This is a genomic window from Ramlibacter monticola, from assembly GCF_016722785.1.
Taxonomy (GTDB): Bacteria; Pseudomonadota; Gammaproteobacteria; order Burkholderiales; family Burkholderiaceae_C; genus Ramlibacter; species Ramlibacter monticola.
On the sequence record NZ_JAEQNE010000001.1, the window covers coordinates 328,465 to 345,730 of the forward strand.

Below are 17,266 nucleotides of genomic sequence, written 5' to 3' on the forward strand. Positions count from 1 at the left end.
CCTCCGCCTTCCGCCATGAACGCCGACGTCGCCCTCTGGCTGGCCCAGGACGGCATCACCACGGGCGCGATCTACGCGCTGCTCGCGCTCGCGCTCCTGCTGGTGTTCGCCGTCACCCGGATCATCTTCGTGCCGCAGGGCGACTTCATCTCCTATGCCGGCTTGACGCTGGGCATGCTGCAGCTCGGCCAGCTGCCCGGCACGGTGTACGTGCTGCTGGGGGGCGGCGCGCTCGTCGCCCTCGTCGACGGCTGGGCGGCCTGGCGCGAACGCGCGCCGCGGCGCCTGCTGCGCATCGTCGCCCTGAACGTGGGGCTGCCGGTGGCGATCGCCCTGCTCACCGCCTGGGCCGTGCCGCGCAAGCTGGATACGGTGTGGCAGATGGCGCTGACGCTGCTGCTGGTGGTGCCGCTGGGGCCGATGCTGTACCGGCTGGCCTACCGGCCGCTGGCCGACGCGTCCGTGCTGGTGCTGTTCATCGTGTCGATGGCCGCCCACTACGCCCTGTCGGGCCTGGCGCTGGCCGTCTTCGGCAGCGAAGGGCTGCGCACCAGCCCGATCTCGGACCTGAAGTTCCCCCTCGGCGTGCTGCAGGTCAGCGCGCAGAGCCTGTGGATCCTCGCCGCATCCGTCGCGTGCATGGCGGCCCTGTGGGCCTTCTTCGAGCGTTCGCTCACCGGCAAGGCCCTGCGGGCCACGGCGATGAACCGCATCGGGGCCCGCCTGGTCGGCATCCCCACCGCCGCGGCCGGCCGGCTCGCCTTCTGGCTGGCGGCGGCGATCGGTGCGCTCTCGGGCATCCTGATCTCGCCGATCGCGACGGTCTACTACGACACCGGCCTGATGATCGGCCTGAAGGGCTTCGTCGGCGCCATCCTGGGCGGGATGCTGAGTTATCCGCTGGCCGCGCTGGGCGCCCTGGGGGTCGGCCTGCTGGAAGCCTACGCCTCCTTCTGGGCGAGCCCCCTGAAGGAAAGCATCGTCTTCGGCTTCCTGATCCCCGTCCTGCTGTGGCGCTCCCTCGGCTCGCGCCACCCGGTCGTGGAGGACGAAGAAGAATGAGCGCGATGCTGGACCAGGTGCAGGAGCCGGCGGCGTCGGTCACGCACGCCGCGCGCTGGTGGCTGGGCGCCCTGCTGGTGCTGGCGCTGCCGCCCTGGCTGCTGCCGGAATTCCAGGTCACCCTCCTGAACTACATCGGGCTCGCCACGCTGGTGGCGCTCGGCCTCGTCGTGATGACCGGCGTGGCCGGCATCGTCTCCTTCGGCCAGCAGGCGTTTGTGGGCATCGCCGCCTACACGACCGCGGCGCTCACCGTGCTGCACGGCGGCTCGCCGTGGCTGGGCCTGGCGGCGAGCCTGGGGCTGGTCGCCGTCCTGGCGGCGCTGATCGGCTGGATCACGCTGCGGCTGTCGGGGCACTACCTCTCGATCGCCACGATCGCCTGGGGCATCGCGATCTACAACCTGTTCGGCAACCTGCCCCAGCTGGGGCAGTACAGCGGCATCGACAACGTGCCGCCGGTGTCGGTCGCGGGCTGGGCGTTCGACACGGGGCGCAAGTCCTACCTCCTGATCTGGGCGTGCACGCTGGCTTCGCTCGCGGCGGCGCGCAACCTGCTCGATTCGCGCCCGGGCCGCGCCATCCGCGCCCTCCGCTTCCGCGCGGCGATGGCCGAGAGCTGCGGCGTGGACACCGCGGCCCTCAAGCAGTTGGTGTTCCTCCACGCCGCCCTGCTGGCGGCGCTGGCCGGCTGGCTGCACGCGCACTTCCTGCGCTTCGTCAGTCCGCATGCGTTCGGCGTCAACGCGGGCATCGACTACCTCTTCATGGCGGTCGTCGGCGGCGCCGGCAGCGTCTGGGGCGCGCTGGTGGGCGCCTCCATCGTCACCGTCGCCAAGGAGTGGCTGAAGGACGTCCTGCCCCAGGTCTTCCAGCATGCGGGCAACTACGAGGCCATCGTCTTCGGCGTGCTGATGGTGCTGCTGCTGCGCCGCACCCGCGAGGGCCTGATGCCCGCGCTGGCTCGCTGGTGGCCGGCCTCCTGGCGCGCGGCGCGCCCGGCGCGACCGGCCCCCGGGGGCGGGGCGCAGCGGCTGCCGCAGCGCCAGCAACCCGCGGCCGGCACGCCCCTGCTGGAGGTGGCCGGCCTGGGCAAGCGCTTCGGCGGGCTGGTGGCCGTCAAGGAGATTTCGTTCTCGCTGCGCGCTGGCGAGATCCTCGGGCTCATCGGGCCCAACGGCGCCGGCAAGAGCACGCTGTTCAACCTCGTGAGCGGGACCCTGCCCGCCAGCCAGGGCGAGGTCCACCTGCTGGGCGAGCCCATCGCGGGCCGGCCTTCGCGCGAGATCGCGCGCCGCGGGCTCGCCCGCAGCTTCCAGCACGTGAACCTGGTCTCGCGGATGTCCGTCCTCGACAACGTGGCGCTGGGGGCGCACCTGCGCGGCACGCGGGGCGCGGGGGCGGCGATGCTGCGCCGCGACCGCACCGAAGAAGCCCGCCTGCTGGCGGAAGCGGCGCGCCAGGTCGAGCGAGCGGGCCTGGCCGACGTGCTGCACGCCCCGGCGGGCAGCCTGCCCCTGGGACGCCAGCGCGCGGTGGAGATCGCGCGCGCGCTGGCGGCCGACCCGCTGCTGCTGCTGCTCGACGAGCCGGCCGCGGGGCTGCGCTACGCGGAGAAGCAGGTGCTCTCGCAGCTGCTGCGGCGGCTGCGCGCCGAGGGCATGAGCATCCTGCTGGTCGAACACGACATGGAGTTCGTGATGGGGCTGGTGGACCGGCTCGTGGTGATGGACTTCGGCGAGAAGATCGCCGAGGGCCTGCCCGCCGAGATCCAGCGCCATCCGGCCGTGATCGAGGCGTACCTCGGAGGCGCCGAATGACGGCCGAACCGCTGCTGCAGGTCCGCGACCTGCATGTGTCCCACGGCAAGGTCGAGGCCGTGCACGGCATCAGCCTGGACGTGCCGGCCGGCGCCATCGTGACCGTCATCGGGCCCAACGGCGCCGGCAAGTCCACGCTGCTGGCCGCCCTGATGGGTCTGCTGCCCTGCCGCGGCAGCGTGCGCTATGCCGGCGCCGACGTGCAAGCGCTGCCGGTCGAGGCCCGCGTCGGCGCCGGCCTGTCGCTGGTGCCGGAACGGCGCGAGCTGTTCGGCGAGCTGAGCGTGCACGACAACCTGCGGCTGGGCGCGTACCAGCGCCGGCGCGCCGGCGGGCGTGCCGCTGCCGATGAATTGCGCGAGGTGTACGTCCGTTTTCCGCGCCTGCGGGAGCGCCGCGACCAGCTCGCCGTCACCCTGTCGGGGGGCGAACGGCAGATGCTGGCGATCGGGCGCGCGCTGATGGCGCGCCCCCGGCTGCTGATGCTGGACGAGCCGAGCCTGGGCCTGGCGCCGCGGATCGTGCGCGACATCCTCCACATCGTCGCCGACCTGCGCACCGAGGGCGTGGCCATCCTGCTGGTGGAGCAGAACGCGCGTGCCGCCCTGGAGGTCGCGGACACCGGCTACGTGCTGGAGACCGGCGAGCTCGTGCTGCAGGGCCCGGCACGGGAGCTCGCCGGGCACGCGCGCGTGATCGCCTCCTATCTCGGGCTGAAGGGCGCGACGGCGGAGGCGACCGGATGAGGCCGGTTTCGCAAGTGCTGCCGCCCGCCGAAGCGACGGTGGTGCAGATGCTCGCGGCCGCCGCTCAGGCGGCACCGCGCGGCGAAGCCCTGGTCGCCGGCGAGCGCCGGCTGGACTACGCGGGCTACCTCGCCGGCGTCGCCGGTTTCGCGCGCGAACTGCAGGCCCTGGGCGCGCAGGGCGGACGCGTGGCCACGCTGATGGGGAACTCGATCGACGCCTGCATCGCCGCGCTCGCCACGCTGGCCGCCGGCGCGCAGCAGGTGCCCCTGAATCCGCTGTACACCGCCTACGAGCTCGCCGCCATCCTCGAGGGCGCGGAGCCCACGGTGCTGGTCGCGGATGCGGCCCTGGCGGAGATGGCCGGGCCCGTCGCGCGTCGCGCCGGTGTGGCGCACCTCATCGTCGTCGGGGACGGCGCCCGCCGCCTGGATGCCTGGCGGCCCGGCGAAACCGACCTGCCCCCGCCCCCGGCGCCGGATTCGCTGGCGCTGCTGCAATACACCGGCGGCACCACGGGACGGCCCAAGGGTGTCGAGCTCACGCACGGCGCGATCGCCGTGAACGTCGCGCAGCGCGAGGCCCTGCTGCCCACCCGGCGGCGCGATCGCGTCCTGTGCATGACGCCGCTGTCGCACGCCTATGCGATGGCGATGGGGCTGTTCCTGTCGCTGCATTGCGCCGGCACGCTGGTCATCCTGCCGCGCTACCAGCCAGACGAAGTGCTGGCCGCCGTCGCGCGCGAGCGCATCGGCGTCTTCCTGGGCACGCCCACCATCTTCACCGGCCTGCTGGCCCACCCCGGCTTCGCCACCGCGAGCTGGCGCACCGTGCACACCTGCTACTCGGGCTCGTCCGCCCTGCCGGTGGTCACGCTGGAACGCTGGCGCGACGCAGTCGGCGCGCCGGTGCACGAGGGCTACGGGCAGACCGAGGCCGGTCCCGTGTTGAGCTTCAATCCGGTGCCCGGCCCGGTGCGGCCGGGCACGGTGGGCGTGCCGGTGCCGCTGACCGAGATCGAGATCGTCGATGTGGAGACCGGCCTGCAGGTGCTGCCTCCGGGCGCCTGCGGCGAGATCCGGGTGCGCGGCCCGCAGGTGATGCGGGGCTATCGCAAGCGGCCCGAGGAGACCGCGCAGGCGCTGCGCGGCGGCTGGCTCTACACCGGCGACATCGGCGCCTTCGACGCCGACGGGTATCTCTCCATCCGGGACCGCAAGAAGGACATGGTGATCGTGGGCGGCTACAACGTGTACCCGCGCGAGGTCGAAGAGGTCCTGTTCGCGCATCCCGACGTCGCGGACGCCGCCGTGGTGGGCCGGCCCGACGCCTACCGGGGAGAGGCGCTGGTGGCGCACGTGGTGCCGCGGCCCGGTGCCCCTCCCGATGCCGACGCCCTGCTGGCGCATTGCCGCGAGCGGCTCGCCCGCTACAAGATCCCGGCCGAGTGGCGCTTCTCGCACGCGCTGCCGAAGACCGCGGCCAACAAGACCGACAAGAACGCACTGCGGAGAACCTGATGACGACCCGCCCCCGCTTCGCCAATCCCCTGCTCGAACCCGCCGCGCGCCCGGCACCGCGGCGCGTCGCCGTGATCGGCGCGGGCACGATCGGCCCGGACATCGCCTGGTACCTGAAGTCCGCGCTGCCCGGGCTGCAACTGGTGCTGCTGGACGTGCGCCAGGCGGCCATCGCCGAAGCGCTCGCGCGCCTGAAGGGCTATGCCGACAAGGCCGTGGCGCGCGGGAAGATGAGCGAGAGTGCCGCCGAAGCCGCGCTCGCGGGGCTCACCGGCAGCACCGATTACGAGACGCTGCGCGGCTGCGACTGGGTGATCGAGGCGGCCACGGAGGACCTGGCGCTCAAGCGCCGGATCTTCGCCGAGGTGGAGGCGCGGGTCGATGCGGGCGCCGCAATCACCTCCAACACCAGCTCGCTGCCCGCGCAGCGCATCTTCGGGCAACTGGCGCATCCGGAGCGCGCGACGGTGACGCACTTCTTCGCCCCCGCGTGGCGCAATCCGGTGGTGGAGGTGGTCGCCTGGCCGGGCGCCGACCCGGCGCTGGTGGCGTGGCTGCGGCGCCTGTTCGCGCAGACCGGCAAGCTGCCCCTGGTGACCGCGGACGCACCGTGCTTCATGCTCGATCGCGTGTTCGACAACTGGTGCAACGAGGCGGCGCTGCTGCTGGACGAAGCGAGCGCCGCGCAGATCGACAGCGTCGCCGCGGAGTTCGTCCATGCCGGGCCCTTCTTCGTGCTGAACCTGGCGCACGGCAACCCGATCATCCTCGAGACCAACACGCTGCAGGCCGACGAGGAGGGCGAGCACTATCGCCCGGCACCGGTGTTCCGTTCCGTGGAGCGCTGGAATACCGTGGCGCCGGGACGCGAAGTCGAGGTTCCGCCGGCGCTGCACGCGCGCATCCGCGACCGGCTGCTGGGCGTGCTGTGGTCGCAGAGCGTGGACATCCTGGACCGCGGCATCGGCGACGCCGCCGATCTCGACATCGGCTGCCGGCTCGCGCTGGGCTTCCGCCGAGGGCCGCTGGAGCTCCTGCGTTCGCTCGGCGCCGCCGAGTGCACGCGCGTGCTCGATCGCTTCGTGCGCGAGCGGCCGGGCATGCCGGGCCCGCGCCGCGAGCTCGCCGCGTATCTCCCTGCCGAACGCCACGTGCTGGTCGACGAGGTGGACGGCGTCAAGGTGATCACCCTGCGCCGGCCGGAAGCGCTGAATGCGCTGCACGACGAGCTCACCGACGAGATCCTGGGCGTCATCCGGCGCCACGAGGACGAGCCCGGAGTGGCCGGCTTCGCGATCGTCGGCTACGGCGGCAAGGCCTTCTGTGCCGGCGGGGACATCGGCCGCTTCCCGTCCCTGCTGGGCAACGCGGAAGGCGCGGCGCAGTACGCGCGCGACTGCTCGCGCCTGCTGGTGCACCTGGACCGCGCGCGCAAGCCGGTGGTCGCCGCCCTCAACGGCATGGCGCTGGGCGGCGGCTTCGAGCTGGCGACCCGCTGCCACGCGCTGGTCGCCGAGCGCGGCGCGTGGATGCAGTTGCCCGAGGTGACGCTGGGGATCCTGCCCGCCATCGGCGCGATGGTTGTGCCGTACCGGCGCTGGCCCCGGGCGGCGGCGGTCTTCCACGGCATGCTCACGCGCGCCGAGCGCCTGAAGGCGGCGCAGGCGCAGGAACTGGGCATCGTCGACGAGCTGGCCGACGGCTACGACGCCCTGGTCGCCCGCGCCGTGGCGAAGGTGCACGCGCTCGCCGGGCGCCTGCAACCGATCCCCGACGCGCCGGTGCCGGTGCCCGCCTTCGAGGCCGGCCCGCCCCGCGCCGCCGACGGCCGCGTCCTGAGCGGCACCGTGATCGGGATCATCGAGGGCGCGGTGCGGGAAGCCGCGGCGGCGCCCACGCTGCACGCGGCGCTGGAGGCCGGCTATCGCGCCTTCGGCACGGTGGCCTGTACGGCCGCCGCGCGCGAAGGCATCACGGCGTTCGTGGAGCGGCGCAGCCCGGATTTCGGCGCCACGGGCTGACCCGGGATCGCGCGATGAAGACCCGGTGCTCACCGGCGCGAAGGCAGACGGACGCCAGCGGGTTGCATCCATGAAGAAGGGCGCGTTGGACGACAAGTACCAGCTGGAAGGCGGGCCCGTGTTCCTGACCGCCATGCAGGCGCTCGCCCGCCTGCCGATGCTGCAGCGCGAACGCGACCGCGCAGCGGGCCTGGCCACCGCGGGCTACGTCTCCGGCTACCGCGGCTCGCCGGTGGGAGGGCTGGACACGGCGCTGCACGAAGCGCAGCCTTTCCTCGCGGCGCACGACATCCGCTTCCACCCCGCCGTCAACGAGGAGCTGGCGGCCAGCGCGCTCTGGGGCACGCAGCAGCTGCACCTGCTGCCGGGCGCCCGGCGCGACGGCATCTTCGGCATGTGGTACGGCAAGGGCCCCGGCGTGGACCGCTGCGGCGACGTGTTCAAGCACGCCAACTTCGCCGGCACGTCCAGGCACGGCGGCGTGCTGGTGGTGGCCGGTGACGACCACGGCGCGCGCTCGTCGGCCGTGGCGCACCAGAGCGAACACATCTTCTCGGCCTGCGCCATGCCGGTGCTGACGCCGGCCGGCGTGCAGGACATTCTCGACCTGGGCCTGCACGGCTGGTCCTTGTCGCGCTATTCGGGCTGCTGGGTGGCCATGAAGCTGACGTCGGAGACCGCCGAGAGTTCGGTCGTGGCCGAAGCGGGGCCGGACCGCATCGCCGTCGCTTGGCCGGACGACTTCGCCCTGCCGCCCGAGGGCGTGCACCTGCGCTGGCCCGACCCGCAGCTGGCGCAGGAGCGCCGGATGCAGGAATTCAAGATCTACGCGGCGGCGGCCTACGCCCGGGCCAACGGCCTGAACCGGCTCGTGTTCGATGCGCCCCGCCCGCGCATCGGGATCATCGCCTGCGGCAAGGCCTGGCTGGACGTGCGTCAGGCGCTCGCCGACCTGGGCATCGACGCCCGCGTGGCCAGCGACATCGGCCTGCGGCTCTACAAGGTCGGCATGGCCTGGCCGCTGGAAGCGGCCGGCGTGAGGCGCTTCGCGCGCGGCCTCGAGGAGATCCTGGTCGTCGAGGAAAAGCGCCAGGTCATCGAATACCAGCTGAAGGAAATGCTGTACGACTGGCGCGACCCGGAGCGCCCGCGCGTGGTCGGCAAGTTCGACGAGAGCGGCGAATGGCCGGCGCCCCCCCACCAGTGGCTGCTGCCGCCGACGGGCGACCTGTCGCCGGCGATCGTGGCGCGGGTGATCGCCGCCCGGATCGCGCACTTCCACGACAGCCCCGAGGTGCGCGCGCACCTGGCGCTGCTGGCCGGGCATGAGCGGGCCCTGGCGGGCTTCCAGCCCGCGCTGCAGCGCCCGCCCTACTTCTGCCCGGGCTGCCCCCACAGCCGCTCCACGTGCCTGCCCGCGGGCTCGCGCGCGCTGGGCGGCGTGGGCTGCCACCTGATGGCCACGGCCATGGACCGGGGGACGCTGACCGTCGCCCAGATGGGCGGCGAGGGGGCGACCTGGCTGGGCATGGCCGAACACGCCGGCGTGCGGCACGTGTTCGCCAACATGGGCGACGGCACCTGGTTCCATTCCGGTCTGCTGGCGGTCCGCGCGGCGGTCGCGGCCCGCGCCAACATCACCTACAAGCTGCTGTTCAACCACGCGGTCGCGATGACCGGCGGCCAGCCCGTCGACGGCCCGCTGACGGTGCCGCAGCTGACGCGCCAGCTGGCGGCCGAAGGCGTGGGCCGCATCGTGGTGCTGGCGGACGACACCGGCAAGTACGGCCGCTCGCCCGGGTTCGCGCCCGGCGTCGCCCTGCGCCCGCGCGAGGACCTCGAGGCGGTGCAGCGCGAACTGCGGGACATCCCCGGCGTCACGGCGCTCGTGTTCGACCAGACCTGCGCGGCGCAACAGCGCCGCCTGCGCAGGCGCGGCCGCACCCCCCAGGCCGCCCGTCGCCTGTTCATCCATGAACCGGTCTGCGAGGGCTGCGGCGACTGCGCCGCCAGGTCGAACTGCCTGGCGGTGCTCCCCGTGGCCACGGAGTTCGGGACCCGGCGTGCCATCGACCAGGACGCCTGCAACGTGGACACCGCCTGCCTCGCCGGCTGCTGCCCCGCGATCGTCACGGTCGAGGGGGCGTCGCCGCGCCGGCAGGGCGTCGTCGCGACCGATGCCGATTTCGACGCTCTTCCCGAGCCCGAGCTTCCTGCGCTGGCCGCGCCCTTCGGATTGCTGGTGGCGGGCGTGGGTGGAACCGGCGTCGTGACGATCGGCGCCCTGCTGGGCATGGCGGCGCACCTGGAGGGCAAGGGCGCCACGGTGCTGGACATGACGGGCATGTCGCAAAAGGCGGGCGCGGTGGCTTCGCACGTGCGCATCGCGCGCGATCCGGCCCAACTGCACGCGGTCCGGATCGCCGCCGCGCAGGCCGATACCGTGATCGGCTGCGATCTCGTCGTGGCGGCCGGCAGCCTCGGACGTTCCGTGATGCGGCCCGGTCGCACGCGTGCCTTCGTCAACACCGCGCAGGCCGTCACCGGCGACCTCGTTCGCAACCCGCGGCAGGCGTTCCCGGTCGCTGCATTGCAGGACTCGGTGCGTGCCGGCGTGGGCGAAGATGCGGTGGAATTCCTCGACGCGTCCCGGCTCGCGTCCCTGCTGCTGGGCGATTCCACCTTCACCAACGTCTTCATGCTGGGCTTCGCCTGGCAGCGCGGCTGCGTGCCGGTGGGGCGCGCGGCCCTGATGCGCGCGATCGAGCTGAATGGCGCGGCGGTCGCCGAAAACCAGCTGGCGTTCCAATGGGGCCGCCGGGCCGCCAGCGACCCGCAAGGCACGGAGCGCCTCGCCGCAGCGGCCGAATGGCTGCCCGCCGGGCGTCGCCGGTCGCAAGGGCTGGAAGAGGCGATCGCGCGCCGGCGCGAGTACCTCGTGGACTACCAGGACGAGGCCTATGCGCAGCGCTATGTCGCCTGGGTGGAGCGGGTGCGCACGGCCGAAGCGCGTGTGCTTCCCGGCAGCACGCGCCTGGCAGAAATCGTCGCGCGCAACGCCTTCCGCCTGCTCGCCCGCAAGGACGAATACGAAGTGGCGCGCCTGTTCGCTGACGACGGCTTCCGCCAGGCCCTGCAGGCCGCGTTCACGGGCCCCTTCCGGCTGCGCCTGCATCTGGCCGTCCCCATATGGACCCGCCCCGACCCCGCCACGGGGGAAGGCCGCAAGCGTTCGTTCGGCCCCTGGATCCTGCCCGTGCTGAGGGTCGTCGCGAAGCTGAAGGTGCTGCGCGGCACCCCGCTGGACGTGTTCGGCTTCAGCAAGGAACGTCGTGCGGAGCGCGCCGCGTCCGCCGAGTACGCCCGGATCGTGGACCTCCTGCTGGAGCAACTGCAGCCCGGGAACCTCGAACTCGCGGTCGCCATCGCCAGCCTGCCCGAGAGCATCTGCGGCTTCGGGCCGGTCCGGCAGCGCCACGCCAGTGCCGCCCGGGCCCGCCAGGCCGAATTGATGGCGGCCTGGGGGCGGCAACGCGTTCCCGCAAGCGCGGAGGCCGCGTGAACCGGAACCGCTGGATGGGGCCCGGGGCGTCCGTCTGGGGCAGCGGGTTCCGACCGTTCTACCTGCTCGGCACCTTGTACGCCCCCCTGGTGCTGGTGGGCGCCGCCGCGGCGCTCGGCGGCTTGGTGACCCTGCCGGCCACGAGCGGCACGCCCGCCTCGTGGCACGGCCACGAGATGATCTTCGGGTTCGCGGCGGCGCTCATCGTCGGGACCCTCCTGACCGCCCTGCCCAGTTGGGCTGGCACCCCCGAAGTCCGCGGCGGTCCCCTCGCCCTCCTGGCCGGCCTCTGGCTGGCCGGGCGCCTGGCGATGTGGGCCGGTCCCTGGTTGCCGAAAGCGGTCTGCACGGCGGCCGACCTGGCCTTGGTGCCGGCGCTGCTGGCGCTGCTCGGGCCGGCGGTGTGGCGCGCGCGGAACCGGTTCTTCCGCTGGCTCGTGCCGATCCTGCTGGCGTTCGCGGCGGCCAACGCCGTGCATCACGCCGGCTTGCTGCTGCACGACCCCGCACTGTCGCGGCTCGGTCTCGAGGCGGGGGTCTACACGGTCGTGATCCTGTTCGCGCTGATGGGCGGCGTGCTGACGCCCATCTTCACCGGCAATGCAACGGGCGGCGCCTTGCCCGGAATGGACCTGCGGCTCGAAATCCTGGCTGCCGGCAGCATCGCCCTCCTGGCCGCGCTCGACCTGTGCGGTGCCCCGCCGGCCTGGGTCGGCCTGGCCGCCCTGGGATGCGCGGTCGTGCATGCGGTCCGCACCGCGCGGTGGCGCGGCTGGCTCGTGGCCCGCCAGCCGCTGCTGTCGGTGATGCACCTGAGCTTCGTGTGGCTGGTGCTGGCATTCGTCCTGCGGGCCGTCGCCGGACTGACGGGCCTGGTCTCGCCAGCCGCATGGCTGCACGTGTTCACCGTCGGCAGCCTGGGCATGATGATGCTGGGCCTCATGACGCGCGTGGCCCTGCGCCACACCGGCCGGCCGCTCGTGGTTCCAGTCCCGATGCGCTTCGCCTACGCGGCGATGTTCGCCGCGGTCCCCGTCAGGCTGGCCGCCGAGATCCACGCGCTTCCGGTGGCGTTCCTGGTGGCGGCCCTCCTCTGGGTGGGCGCCTTCGCCGTCTTCCTGCTCCTGTTCGCCCGCGCGCTGCTCGCGCCCAGCCTGCCGCGGGCCGTCCCGCCGCGGATGGTGGGGAGCTGAGTCAGGGGCTGCCGGAAGCCTGGGAGACCGTTCATCCGGATTGCAGATGACAACAGTTTGTAAATGTCAGAAACTAGGTTCATCAGTTTCCTGTCGAGGGGCTGAATTTCAGGGGCCGCTCTCCTCATCAGAGAGCGGCCCGTTTGTTTTCCGGCCCCAAAGTGCCGCCCGAAAGGAACCGGCGTCCCTTTCGGGCGCAGGGAGAGCCAGCGATGATCACCCCATCTCGCACCCCCCAAGACTTTCCCCTCGACAGCGAGAACAAGAAGCGGCCGCCAATGAGCGGCCGCACCCCTTTTTGGGAGGGCGAACCGCTCGCCCTCACCTCAGCGCCACGGTTCGATGACGCTCGTGGGGCCTGCTGGGAGCGTGTGCGGCCTCCGGGCCGGATCGCCGGATCGCGCCCGAGCCACAGCCTTGCCGCGACACCGCGGTTCTAAAGGTACGAGCGGGCGTGTCGGCGCATGGCCGACCAGAACGCGGCCCGGATCCTTTCTCCGATCCCGACGTTGCGCCCCCACCTATCTTTCATGAGACAGGACAATGCCATCGCCTCGTTGCGCTCCCGGGTCTCCGCTCTCGTGGACCAGGAGGGACTCCTGCTTTCGAGCGCCTTCGAACTGAGCCGTGGCGGGGGCGAACGCCGGAGCGTCGACGACCTGTTCGCCCGCGTCCAGTCCATCCAGGTGGAACGCAACAGGTTGCAGAAGGAGATCGGGAACCTCCTCGGGACCCACCGGCTGCATGCGGCCTCCGAAGTCTGGCGGCCCGGCGTCTACGAGTATCGGCAGGAGGCCGCGGGGGAAGCGGTGCATGTGCGCGTGACACAGGGTCCCCTTGGCCTGCAGGCCCTTCTCCCCGGCCGCAAGGACCCGGTGCGGATCGAGACCCTCGACGGTTCCTTCGACGGCCCGCTCGCGGTGGACGAACCCGCCACCCGGACGGCTGCGGCTTCGGGCGCACCAGCCAAGTCCGCGCAACCTGGGGGTGCGCGGAAGGCGCGCACCGCGGCACGCCGGCCAAGGAAGGACGAGTCTCGCTAGCGCTGCCGTGGCAGCGACATCCGGAAGTCAGCGCGCCTTGGCCTGCAGCGCCGGGAGCGAGAAGGTGAAGCTCGCCTTGTCGAGCGGCTTGTGGCAGGCCAGGCACTCGGCCTGGTTGACACCCGGGCGCGCCTTCTTCTCGGGCGTGTAGACCGCGTAATTCCAGTCCTCGTTGCGCAGCAGCTCCGGAATGTCCTTGCCCCATCCTGCCGCGCGACCCATGATCGCGTAGGCCAGCAATCGGTCGCGCTCGTAGAAGCCATCGGCGCCGACGATCGGCTTGCGGTCCGGGCCGAGCTTGGCGGCGTGCTGCTCGAGCACCAGCACCGAGCCGTCCGGCAGCGGTTTGCCTTCACGCGCGGCCTGCAGTGCCGCCGCGTTGGCGTAGAGGTAGCGCACCTGGTTGATGTCCGCCCGGTTCACCGTCTGGTACATCGTGAAGCCGTTCGGATAGCCCTCGGGCAGCGCGGCGCTGGTCTTTGCCAGCGTCGGCAGGAAGTCGGATTTCGCACTGGACACGCCGGCGCCGGGCAGCGACGAGAAGTAGGCCGCGACGTTGGCGATGTCCTCCGCGCTGAGTTGCGCCGCGATGGCACCCATCACCGCGTTCTTGCGCGAGCCGTCTTTCAGCGCCCGCAATTGCGACTGCAGGTAGGCCGACCTCTGCCCGGCCAGATTCGGGATCGTGTCGCTGACGCTGACGCCGTTGGCGCCGTGGCATGCGGCACAGACGGTTTCGGCGCGCGCCTTGCCCGCAGCCAGGTCTTGGGCCCCGGCCAGCGGGGCCAATGCAGCACCCAGCATCAGGGTGCAGGTACGACCGACGGGGAACGACTTCATGCGCCCTCCTTTGGGTTGCCCGGACTGTACGCGCTCGGTCGCGGATCAGATGCATCGGCCTTCTACGGGTTTACGCGAGGGGCACCGGAATGTCGAAGTGCAGGACATCCTCGCGCAAGCCAAGCTTCGAATACAGGGCAATGGCCGGGGTATCCGGGTGATCTGCCTGTACGAAGATCACGTGCGCCCCGCGTTCAGCGGCGATGCGTTGGAGTTCCCGCACCAGTGCCGTCGCGATCCCCTGACGTCGATGCGCCGCCGCGACGGCCAGGTCGTAGATGTAGATCTCGCTGCGCTCCTGCTCGAACTTCCTGAGCTCATAGGCAGCGAGACCGCCGACGACTTCCGATTCCGAGCGGGCTCCCACCGCGATGAACGAGTCGCCGGCCAGCAAGCGACGAAGGTAGGCGGGGCTCGGCCGCTTCGCACCGTAGGTCTGCGCGTCCGCGAAAGCCTCGCCGAACACGGACAGGAGCGACTCCAGGAACGGGACGTCGTCCACGCAGAGATGCTGGATGCGGTAACCGGGGGCCATGGACATGATCGATTTTGACGTGCGAGGGGCCGCAGAACGCGCGCGGCAAAGGCTGGCCCGACGCCCGGAAAATGTGTCCGCAGGTTTCGTCAGGATTGCCGGGGCCCGGCTCGCTGCCGCGCGATGCAGGGTGTCGTCAGGGGCGCGTCGCGACGTGCTCAGCAGGCACGGCGTGGCGCGCGGCGAAAGATCCGTCCGCGATCAGGCCGTCGTCGCGCAGCGGCAGCGATTGCAGTGGTCCGCAACGGCGAGGCCCGGTCCGGCGCAGCGGGTGACCTTTCCTTTCAAATTGGCCGTGGGCCTGCGGCCTCGACGGCCTGCGTGCGGCCGCCGGATCCGCGCAAGGCATCGGAAACTCGGGGCATGCACGTCCTGCGCCACGCCGCCCTTTTCGTCTTCCTCGTCGCCGCACTGATCCCCTGCCGGGCCGAAGACTTCACCGACGAGACCTGGAGCGCACTGTTCCTCACGTCCTTGCTCGCGGACCGGGTCCAGGGCGTGTGTTCCGAAGTCGACCCGACGCTGGGTGGCGCGATCGCCGCATCGCTGGCGCGCCTGCGCGAGGTGCACGCGCGCGATCTGCTGGCGGGTCGGGCGATCGCGCAGCGGAAGGCCGCACCCGAGGACCTGGAGTCGGTCGGCAAGGCGCTGGCGGAGCGTTTCACGCGCGCGCTGCAGAAGGAAACCGACGAAGCGCGGCACGCCCGATGCACCAGGCTCGTGGTGCAACTCGAAAGCAGCGCGCGGCGCTCCCGCCGCGAACTCGTGGAAGCCACCTTCAGGAACTGGTTCGCCCAGCAACAGCGCGAACGCCAGATCGACTGTGCGCGCCTGGATGGCGTTGCCCGCTCGCTGGCCCGGCGCTTGCTCTCGAAGGACTCCGCCGAAGCCGAGACCGATCAACTCCGGGCCGACGCGAAAATGGCCGCACGCGCGGCCGACTGGTGCCTGCAGGCGCAGGCTGCTGCCGCGCGGGAGGGTATCGGCGTTCCCGGAAATTTCGGCTTGATCGGCGACACGGCACGGGCCATCTCCGACGCGGCGGCGCCGATGCTGTCCGGCGGCGACCCGGCCGCGGCGCGGGCCCGCGGCGTCGATCGCGCGCGCCGCTACCTTGCCGAGCCGGATTGGCTCTGATGGATCAAGTGGTGGGAGAAGCGGAGACGCGGCCGGCCCGGAGCCCGTCCTAGCTAGCTGGCCTGGAGCACGCGAATCAATGCGTCGATCACGTCGCTGCCGTCCGGCGACTTGAGGCGGTACTGCTTCAGGGAGCGGGCCAGGTCCGCCTGGCCCAGCACGCGGTAGTCGGAACGGATCAGCACATTGGCGATGGCGCGCTGGACCTGGACCGACTTGGCCAGCGGGAACAGGCGGGCAATCTCACGCAGGCTGTCGGGGTCGGTCAGGCGTTGCCGGGACAGGGTTTCCAGCGCCGCCACCTGGGCGTCGGCCGCGGGCATGCGCGCGATGCCCGTTGCGACGGTGCGCAGGTCCTGGACATCCGCCAGGGGCCGGTGGCGCAGGTAGGCCTGGGCCATGGCAATGTCACCGGCATCGGCGCTGGTCAAGGCGCGCACGACGCGCGCATGGGCTTCGATGCTGCCCAGGCAGGCCATCGCAGCGGCTGGCGCGATCTTGCCCGACTTCAGCGCGCCGGCGGCCATTGCCTGCACGGCGGGATCCTTCCCGTCCGGCGGCCCGCCCGCGCACGCCAGGTTCACTTCATCCCGGCCGACACGATCCCGCGCGATCTGGTCCGAGATCGTGCGCACGAGTTCGGCCTGTTCCTGCGCCGGCGTGAGCCATCCGATGTTCCTGGCCAGCGCCATCATGCGCATGCGCACCGTCGAATCCTCGGCATCGCGCGCCGCTTCGAGGTAGCGCCCGCGTGCCGCGTGGTCGGCGGCGATCGCCTCGAACGCCGCGGCCGTCTTGCCGGACAGGCGCTGGGCCGGCTTGATGGAGCCGGCGAAGCGCTCCAGGTGCCCCAGGAACAGGCGCACTTCGGCCACGTCGCGCTGCAGCACGTCGTGCATGAACGCGACCTTCTGCGCATCCGTCCGCCGGGTATCGAGGAACTGGCAGGCATCGCGGCGCACGGCCGCCTGGGGCTCCGCGTCGGTCAGGCCCGGGGTGGCAGTCAGCGCAGTCCGCGAGAAGGCGTTCATCAATTTGCCGCTGACCTGGCCGGAGCCGACCTCCGGCAGCGGCGCCGACTGGAAGTAGCGGTCGAGCAGCGGGCCCGCGGTCCGGCCCAGGGGCGCCAGCGAGGAGAAGCCGTAGATGACCGGCACGTCCTTGAAGATGTACCGCATGCGATCGCGGTTGCTGCCGGCATGCAGGTCGCCCAGCAGCCCCGCCGTCTTCAGCGCGTCCGCCGGCGCATGGCCCGCGCGCAGCAGGCCGCGCACGATGTCCTCGGTGGCGTTCTGCCGGGCCTCCGGCTTCAGCGTGTTGCAGCCGAAGAGATAGACCTCCTTGAGCTGCGAGAACACGCCGGGACACGACTCGCTGCAGGAGGCGCGCTCCATTTCCTCGACGGCCAGGTACTCGCTGGCGTCGTTGCGGTCGGTGTAGAACTCGTCGCCCCCGTCGAAGTGGCCGGAGATGATGAGCGCGTCGCATTGCACGCGCTGCTGGCAGGCCGAGGCCAGCCAGTCGGGCCGGCCGCGCTCCACCAGTTCCACGAACTGGTAGTCGCCCGGGGGCAGGTGCCGGCGGAAGCTTTCCCGTTCATCGGGCGAGTTGACCGTGATGGTGCACACCGTCCTGGGGGCGGCGCCGGCAGCGAACGACACGGCTGCGGCCACGCAGGCGCCGACCAGCGCGAGCTTCCTGGAGAACGACATCATGGACATGGAGCGTGGACTGCCGCGAATGCGGCCAGTATTCCACACCCCTACTGCTGTGCCGCATGCGGCCTG

The 17,266-nt window shown here is 72.0% G+C and carries 11 protein-coding genes and 1 pseudogene; 9 read left to right on the forward strand and 3 right to left on the reverse strand.

Annotated features, from left to right (window positions below; genetic code table 11):
• Window positions 1-15 precede the first annotated feature (15 nt).
• From JJ685_RS01480 to JJ685_RS01515, 8 genes and pseudogenes are all read left to right on the forward strand, one after another.
• Entirely contained in the window at window positions 16-1,062 is a 1,047-nt protein-coding gene (locus JJ685_RS01480) for a branched-chain amino acid ABC transporter permease (protein WP_201672402.1), read from the forward strand.
• Between the two features lie 5 nt (window positions 1,063-1,067).
• Window positions 1,068-2,882 (forward strand): branched-chain amino acid ABC transporter ATP-binding protein/permease, encoded by a 1,815-nt coding sequence (locus JJ685_RS01485; protein WP_201673655.1) that lies wholly within the window; start codon window positions 1,068-1,070, stop codon window positions 2,880-2,882.
• A gap of 71 nt (window positions 2,883-2,953) precedes the next feature.
• Window positions 2,954-3,628 (forward strand): annotated as a pseudogene (locus tag JJ685_RS01490) (ABC transporter ATP-binding protein); the annotation flags it as partial.
• Window positions 3,625-5,148, forward strand: a complete 1,524-nt coding sequence (locus JJ685_RS01495; protein ID WP_201672404.1) for an AMP-binding protein — start codon at window positions 3,625-3,627, stop codon at window positions 5,146-5,148. The pseudogene JJ685_RS01490 and the gene JJ685_RS01495, both read left to right, overlap by 4 nt.
• Window positions 5,148-7,169 carry a 3-hydroxyacyl-CoA dehydrogenase/enoyl-CoA hydratase family protein gene (locus JJ685_RS01500; RefSeq protein WP_201672405.1) on the forward strand — a complete coding sequence of 674 codons (2,022 nt, stop codon included), beginning with the start codon at window positions 5,148-5,150 and terminating at the stop codon, window positions 7,167-7,169. Before JJ685_RS01495 ends, JJ685_RS01500 begins: the two co-directional genes overlap by 1 nt.
• A 70-nt stretch (window positions 7,170-7,239) precedes the next feature.
• Window positions 7,240-10,731, forward strand: coding sequence for an indolepyruvate ferredoxin oxidoreductase family protein (locus JJ685_RS01505; protein WP_201672406.1), 3,492 nt, complete (start codon window positions 7,240-7,242; stop codon window positions 10,729-10,731).
• Window positions 10,728-11,924 carry an NnrS family protein gene (locus JJ685_RS01510; protein WP_201672407.1) on the forward strand — a complete coding sequence of 399 codons (1,197 nt, stop codon included), beginning with the start codon at window positions 10,728-10,730 and terminating at the stop codon, window positions 11,922-11,924. The genes JJ685_RS01505 and JJ685_RS01510 overlap by 4 nt, the downstream gene beginning before the upstream one ends.
• Before the next feature lie 464 nt (window positions 11,925-12,388).
• The gene (locus JJ685_RS01515) at window positions 12,389-12,967 is read left to right on the forward strand and encodes a hypothetical protein (protein WP_201672408.1); all 579 of its coding nucleotides are present in this window, start codon (window positions 12,389-12,391) and stop codon (window positions 12,965-12,967) included.
• A 27-nt stretch (window positions 12,968-12,994) separates the two neighbouring features.
• On the opposite strand, the gene JJ685_RS01520 is transcribed toward JJ685_RS01515, so the two are convergent.
• Complete coding sequence (locus tag JJ685_RS01520; RefSeq protein ID WP_201672409.1) at window positions 12,995-13,807, reverse strand: cytochrome P460 family protein; 813 nt, start codon at window positions 13,805-13,807, stop codon at window positions 12,995-12,997.
• A 70-nt stretch (window positions 13,808-13,877) separates the two neighbouring features.
• Window positions 13,878-14,342, reverse strand: a complete 465-nt coding sequence (locus tag JJ685_RS01525; RefSeq protein ID WP_408015456.1) for an AAC(3)-I family aminoglycoside N-acetyltransferase — start codon at window positions 14,340-14,342, stop codon at window positions 13,878-13,880.
• Window positions 14,343-14,705: 363 nt separating this feature from the next.
• On the opposite strand from JJ685_RS01525, the gene JJ685_RS01530 reads away from it, so the two are divergent.
• On the forward strand, window positions 14,706-15,479 hold the full coding sequence (locus tag JJ685_RS01530; protein ID WP_201672411.1) for a hypothetical protein: 774 nt from the start codon (window positions 14,706-14,708) through the stop codon (window positions 15,477-15,479).
• Between the two features lie 53 nt (window positions 15,480-15,532).
• Here the strand turns inward: JJ685_RS01530 and JJ685_RS01535 are convergent, their stop codons facing one another.
• Entirely contained in the window at window positions 15,533-17,200 is a 1,668-nt protein-coding gene (locus JJ685_RS01535) for a hypothetical protein (RefSeq protein ID WP_201672412.1), read from the reverse strand.
• Window positions 17,201-17,266: the final 66 nt, after the last annotated feature.

Excerpts from the sequence above, each read along its gene's own strand:
- JJ685_RS01520 (WP_201672409.1), bottom strand. The coding sequence starts at position 13,807 with ATGAAGTCGTTCCCCGTCGGTCGTACCTGCACCCTGATGCTGGGTGCT.
- JJ685_RS01525 (WP_408015456.1), bottom strand. The coding sequence starts at position 14,342 with ATGGCCCCCGGTTACCGCATCCAGCATCTCTGCGTGGACGACGTCCCG.
- JJ685_RS01495 (WP_201672404.1), top strand. The coding sequence starts at position 3,625 with ATGAGGCCGGTTTCGCAAGTGCTGCCGCCCGCCGAAGCGACGGTGGTG.
- JJ685_RS01485 (WP_201673655.1), top strand. The coding sequence starts at position 1,068 with ATGCTGGACCAGGTGCAGGAGCCGGCGGCGTCGGTCACGCACGCCGCG.
- JJ685_RS01505 (WP_201672406.1), top strand. The coding sequence starts at position 7,240 with ATGAAGAAGGGCGCGTTGGACGACAAGTACCAGCTGGAAGGCGGGCCC.
- JJ685_RS01535 (WP_201672412.1), bottom strand. The coding sequence starts at position 17,200 with ATGTCCATGATGTCGTTCTCCAGGAAGCTCGCGCTGGTCGGCGCCTGC.
- JJ685_RS01500 (WP_201672405.1), top strand. The coding sequence starts at position 5,148 with ATGACGACCCGCCCCCGCTTCGCCAATCCCCTGCTCGAACCCGCCGCG.
- JJ685_RS01530 (WP_201672411.1), top strand. The coding sequence starts at position 14,706 with ATGCACGTCCTGCGCCACGCCGCCCTTTTCGTCTTCCTCGTCGCCGCA.
- JJ685_RS01515 (WP_201672408.1), top strand. The coding sequence starts at position 12,389 with ATGGCCGACCAGAACGCGGCCCGGATCCTTTCTCCGATCCCGACGTTG.
- JJ685_RS01480 (WP_201672402.1), top strand. The coding sequence starts at position 16 with ATGAACGCCGACGTCGCCCTCTGGCTGGCCCAGGACGGCATCACCACG.